The organism is Kordia jejudonensis (genome assembly GCF_001005315.1).
GTDB classification, from domain to species: Bacteria; Bacteroidota; Bacteroidia; order Flavobacteriales; family Flavobacteriaceae; genus Kordia; species Kordia jejudonensis.
In genome coordinates this window covers 1-5,558 of sequence record NZ_LBMG01000101.1, presented here as the reverse complement: position 1 = coordinate 5,558, position 5,558 = coordinate 1, and the positions used below count along the sequence as shown (strand labels likewise).

The following is a 5,558-nucleotide window of genomic DNA, read 5'->3' as shown; positions in this document are numbered from 1 at the left end:
TATTAATTTTTTCTAGCTCTAAACTATTCATGCTAATTATATGATGAATCTTACTAATTCTGATAAAAATATTATAAATCAAAATCGATAAAATAATTAACGCTATTATTAAAATCAGTAAAAAAATTACTGCTACTCCTTCAAGGGTTTCATTCATTTTCTGTTATTTTAAGTTTATGATTAATAGTAGCTATTTAAAATCAACACTTATTTTGAGTTCCTAAAAATTGATGCTAAAATCAAAGCTAAACCTTGATTATTATGGTTGTAGCTTTACATTTAATATATTTGATTCAAACATATTACTAATTTACATAAATATACTTAATAAAACAATAAATATACGTAAAAACGTATAAAATTAATAGCTGAAATGATTAATCGAATTTTGCAAATTATTAAAGACAACGAAATATCGCCTTGGAGTATTGAAAAATATACAAATTCACAAATTACGCGAATGAGTGCAAGGAAGATTATTGAAGGTGTTACTAAAACACCAAGAGCAGGTACAATTAATATTCTAGTTGATCTACTTTGCAATAAATATAATGTATCAAGAATATGGTTGGTTGAAGGGACTGGCGATATATACATGAAAAAGGACGAAGATTGTTACCTAGAGAAGCATGGAGTTCGTTTTTCATTAGATGAGTTAATTCAACATTTTTTAGATAATCAAGAGACTTATCTGAGTAGGTCAAGTACTATGAGGTTAGAAATAATTGATAACATCGTAAGAAACAAAGATTATTATTTAGAAATATCAGAATATTTCAAACTATTTATCAGGTCAGAAATTGAAAAAGAAACTGATAATAAAATTGAAAATTTAGCGGGAGATATTGAAAGAAAGCTCTATATAAAATATCTTGAAGATACCAAGGATTATCTGACTGTAAGTGATAAAATAGAAGTTTTATCGGACGAATTAGAAAGACTAAAAAAAGAAATTAAGGGAAGTAAAGCTAACAATTCAAGTTCCTAGTTTTTAAGTTTAATATTTTTAAATGTATCAAGTAATTCGTCAACGGTTAAGTTATTAGCTTTATTATTGTTTTTTTTTTTTAATTCTTTTAATTCCTGTAAAATATATTCAAGTAATTCTTTCTTGGAAATAGAATTAAAATTATCATCTAAAGTATCTTTATATGACTGTAATAACTTAATTTTATTATTATATTTTGTTTTTTTATTACTACTCATACTCTTTGTTTTCTGAAAGTATAAGTTCCATTCCTGCCTCTACTAGTTTTTCTTTGTATTTATTTTTAGCTTTTGATATTTCAATTTGTCTCTTACATAATACCATTATATAACAATAAATTATAATGAATGGTAGTATGTAAAAAAAGTCAATAGTATCGAAAAATTCAGCATCATCATTTACAACTCTAACCATTTGAAATAAATACATTCCTATAGGAATGAACAAAGAATAACTCCAAGTTTTTTTGACTCTTAAAAAAACAATAGAAAAGGCAATAAAAGGCATGAATTTACCGACGAGTGTCCAAACAAGTAATCGTACTGATTCATAATAATTTGATGTAAAAACATACCCAAGAGCCTCAATTTCTTTGATATCCTTGGGTAATAATCTGTATGAATAAAAAATTATTGGAAAAATGATAAAAAATACCATCACCCAAAAATCACCCACCTGAAGGTTCTTTAACTTTAGCTTTTTCAGTAGCTTGTTCATCTTGATTACTATTTTCCAACGCTTCTGGTGTACAACTAACAGTTAATGTTAATAGTAAACCTAGTACTAATAAAACTTTTTTCATTGTAATTTGATTTTAAATTTATACTAAAATCAAATGTATTTAAAAAAGAAAGCGTCAGAAAGTTCTGTTTATTGTATTTGTAAATGATTACGCAATATATAAAAAAGTTTACGTAACTATGTAGAAAAAAACTAAACCATAATAAGAGTATGGTTTTACCTTTTTTTATGAATAAGTAAAATGCAAAAAGCTAGTAATTTATTCTTATTACTAGCTTTTTTTTGTTTAAAATATTAATAATTATTCTCTTCTTCTATGCTAGTATATCCCAAAGAAATCAATGCACAGCCACATATAAAAGCACAACTATACGTTCCAGACATTACATTCTATAACCGACAATATGCTACTGCAATTCCAGTTATTAAAATACCTGTGATCAAAAATCCTTTGAATGTTTCCTCAAGTTTAATTTGATGGTTTTTCAAAAATAAGTGCAACTTTATAAAATAGTCTATGAAATAAGTAAAAAAAAAGAGATGCTATAATTGATAATATTACATCAAGAATGTTTATTTCATTAATAAAAAATAGACTTACTAGTGAAACAATAGTAAAAATTAAAAATACGGATGATATTATGTTGAAAATTACATTCATTCTAATTCTTTAAAATAAAAATTAATAATTTTCCATTCATACCCAATTTCCTTACTTACGGTTAAAACAATATGGGCATCTTTTTTAGTTCCATATACATAAGTTTCAACTTTTGTTTCTTTCATAGAAACATAACCTGAAGGAAATTTTCCAAAACTCTTAATCTCTCCGATTCTGTTTAGTACTTTTTCATTTTTTGAAATATATTTCATGGCAAAATCATAACCTTCTGAATTTTTAACTCTGATAAAAGAACCGACTCTAACTATAATAATTATAGCTAGAATAGATAAAATTGTGTAAATAAATATTTTTTTGAATTTTTTACTCATGTTAGTTTATATTTTTCCACCGACCATTCAATACCTGTTAGGTATAATGAATGAAAACGTCACTTTCAAACTATACCAAAAGGAAAAAGGATGAGCCTTTTGTTCATCCTTTTATAATAAAATTCTATTTGTATACTACTATTTTACAATTATTAACGATTCAAAATAATTCATCAACTAATCCATATTTTCATCGCTATCATCTTCTTTAACATAAATACTTTTGCTCATTGTAAATGTGTTAAATAAGGCTCTAGTTTCTGTAGAGTCATTATATTTATAAGCTTCTAAGTAGGTTTTTTCATCTACAGTAAACCCAATATGCTGAGTTCCTAATTTCTTTGGTGTAATATAAAAGGTAGTAATCAGCGTATCTTTTAAATTATTAATTACTCCATAAAAAGTATCGCTTTCTTTTTTCTTAATCTCATATATTTCCTTTTTATGATCAAAGATATTGAGATAAATAATGTTGAATCTTTCATCCTTATTGCTAAGTCTAATACTATCTTGAAGCAAATGTAGAAATTTAACTTCTCCTCTGTATTTTTTATTTAATACAAGTGTGTCTTGTAAATCAATGATTATTGAAAGATCTCTATACAAAGAATCTTGATTGTAGTACATCTCTTTTTGATCTTCTAAAGATTCCGCTTGCCTGTTTTCATTTTTTTTACAACTCATAATTATTATTGCAATAAAGAAAGTTATAAAATGTATTTTCATTTTTTTATTTATCATTGTTGTTGTCGTATTGAATCTAATTTTTTACTTAATCTAATATTTGATCTTAATTGAGCTCTTAGAATATTTCCTATAGTGTTTTTAATAACACTATCTTTTCTTTTATTAATTCTAATTACTCCATCACTATCTATGATTTAATTTGATATCGTTTACCAACGATGCTCATAGTTGTAAAAGTCACTTTCTAAGGTTTTTGGAAATTCATTTTGTAAAAAAGCAACCATAGCTCGAAAACTATGATTGCCTTTTACTTCAATTTTTTCTTACTCGTAACGCTACTAGTTACAAATTAGCGGTAGCCATAGGATTGCAAACAACTATTTGTGATTTGCAATTTTCTTATTGATAAATAAATATCTATCAATGAATTTTATTTTATTTTTTTCAGAATCAATAAAAGACGTATCTTTTCTTTCTATCAATATTCCTCTTAAATATTTCTTATTTTTAAAATTCATATTAAACACGATGGATCGTTTAGACCAATATTCATCATAAACTTTTAAATCCTTCTCATAAAATGCTAAATTTTGAATGGTATCGTACTGTATCTCTTTATAGTTAGAAAAATTTGAATTTAGTTTTTGAAAATTACCATCTTTTGGATATAGAAAAAATAAATTTGAAAAATCTTTATAATTTGACATTCTTAATATAATTTCAATTTGAATATCTCCATTCTTGTTGAGCTCAGTAGTTCTTATGTGAAAATTATTCCCATAATCTAACGTATCATTTTTCTTAATCATCCAGTGTTGATTTAAAAAGTTTTTGCCATCAATTGTTAGGTATTCACTTTCTCTTCTAATTCCGTTTTTTAAATAGTTAATCGATTTTCCAAAAAGATATCCTTTTTCACTAATAAACATAGAGTCAATCAGCTTTCCATCTTCATACCTTGATCTTAATTTAAAACTATCAATTTTTTTAGACTCATAATATATTGTTTTTTTGGGTATTCCATTTTTTGTCTTCCCATAAAAGATTGTGTCTGTCAATATATTATCTGAAGTATCATTTGCTTTTTTATTATCTATATCACAAGATAGAAAACAAAATGAAATTAGTATGAATAATATTTTTTTCATAATTTTTATTTTTGAATAGTATCTATTTCAATTGTGGGGATATTTGTGTGTTTCATTTTCTTAGGTAAACTTCTAATGGGTTGATAAATATCGTTATTTATAATACTAGTATCAACTAATTTAATTAATTTTCCATTTTCTGTCATTCCAGATTGAGTTACTATTGTTAATATTTTTGTAGATGATGGTTCTTCAGTTACTTCTTCTTTAGAAAATATTTCATGAACTTTAACACCAATATTTGCCCATTTGTTAATCACATTACCTCCATCGTTTATCTGATCTCCAAGGGTTCGAACATTATTAGGAGTTATTGCGTCTGATTTTATTTTAGGTTCTTTAGCACCTTTAGTAATAGCAGTCATTCCCTCAAATGATCCGCCACCGTCTATCCATTCATCATCAGTATTTCCAGTTCTAGCTTTTCCTGCTAAACCTCCTCTCCCGTGACCTCCATCACTAATATAGAGACCACCTTTTGGTTTCAAAAAAGCTGTAATTTTTGATAGTATCCAAGGGAGTGATAAAAACGGAGGAGCATTAGATTCAGTTTTTTTTGTTGCAGTTATAATTACTTCTTCTAGCTGATTTTCAACAATTTTATCTCCATTGCTAACTGCTGTTCCAGAACCTTCGTAAATAATTTTATCTTCATCTCCGTCTCCAACACCAAATGGCTTCATCCCGTCAGGATCTACAAAGAAAATGGGATTATTAAATGCATAATTATACGGAGAATGTCTACGCATATCTTCTGCTAGTGGATCAATATTCATCCATCGCCCTAGAGAAGCATCATAATTTCTAGCGGAAAAATCTAACCATTGAAGTCCAAGCTCGTCATTCTCTTCTTTTCCACCAAAGCCATAATTATGGTTTCTTCCAGTGATTAAATTGTTATATCCTTTTTGCTTCAGCCCAAAAGGATAGTAATTATTTTCTTCTTTAATTTCAGAAGTAATATCAATAGTTCCATCATTATTTAAATCTTCATATGATAA

General features: G+C 26.4%; 9 protein-coding genes. 2 read left to right on the top strand and 7 right to left on the bottom strand.

Annotated elements, in window-relative coordinates; translation table 11 throughout:
- Positions 1-460 precede the first annotated feature (460 nt).
- Positions 461-988 (top strand): hypothetical protein, encoded by a 528-nt coding sequence (locus AA089_RS22630; protein ID WP_193786564.1) that lies wholly within the window; start codon positions 461-463, stop codon positions 986-988.
- On the opposite strand, the gene AA089_RS22625 is transcribed toward AA089_RS22630, so the two are convergent.
- The 3 genes from AA089_RS22625 to AA089_RS25715 are packed head-to-tail and all read right to left on the bottom strand — an operon-like array spanning position 985 to position 1,790.
- Positions 985-1,206: a hypothetical protein gene (locus AA089_RS22625; RefSeq protein WP_046759302.1), complete on the bottom strand. Its 222-nt coding sequence runs from the start codon at positions 1,204-1,206 to the stop codon at positions 985-987. The genes AA089_RS22630 and AA089_RS22625 overlap by 4 nt on opposite strands.
- A complete protein-coding gene (locus AA089_RS22620; RefSeq protein ID WP_046759301.1) occupies positions 1,199-1,663 on the bottom strand; it encodes a hypothetical protein in 465 nt (154 codons plus the stop codon). Before AA089_RS22620 ends, AA089_RS22625 begins: the two co-directional genes overlap by 8 nt.
- Complete coding sequence (locus AA089_RS25715) at positions 1,656-1,790, bottom strand: hypothetical protein (protein ID WP_262495043.1); 135 nt, start codon at positions 1,788-1,790, stop codon at positions 1,656-1,658. Before AA089_RS25715 ends, AA089_RS22620 begins: the two co-directional genes overlap by 8 nt.
- A 255-nt stretch (positions 1,791-2,045) precedes the next feature.
- Between AA089_RS25715 and AA089_RS25110 the strand changes: the two genes are divergently transcribed.
- Positions 2,046-2,207, top strand: a complete 162-nt coding sequence (locus AA089_RS25110; RefSeq protein ID WP_156169281.1) for a hypothetical protein — start codon at positions 2,046-2,048, stop codon at positions 2,205-2,207.
- 179 nt (positions 2,208-2,386) lie between these two features.
- On the opposite strand, the gene AA089_RS22610 is transcribed toward AA089_RS25110, so the two are convergent.
- The 4 genes from AA089_RS22610 to AA089_RS24000 all read right to left on the bottom strand — a co-directional run.
- A complete protein-coding gene (locus AA089_RS22610) occupies positions 2,387-2,722 on the bottom strand; it encodes a hypothetical protein (RefSeq protein ID WP_046759299.1) in 336 nt (111 codons plus the stop codon).
- A 177-nt stretch (positions 2,723-2,899) separates the two neighbouring features.
- Entirely contained in the window at positions 2,900-3,448 is a 549-nt protein-coding gene (locus tag AA089_RS22605; RefSeq protein WP_156169279.1) for a hypothetical protein, read from the bottom strand.
- 338 nt (positions 3,449-3,786) lie between these two features.
- The gene (locus tag AA089_RS22600; RefSeq protein ID WP_046759297.1) at positions 3,787-4,557 is read right to left on the bottom strand and encodes a hypothetical protein; all 771 of its coding nucleotides are present in this window, start codon (positions 4,555-4,557) and stop codon (positions 3,787-3,789) included.
- Between the two features lie 5 nt (positions 4,558-4,562).
- A partial coding sequence (locus AA089_RS24000) for an RHS repeat domain-containing protein (RefSeq protein WP_162200475.1) occupies positions 4,563-5,558 on the bottom strand: 996 nt, incomplete at its 5' end.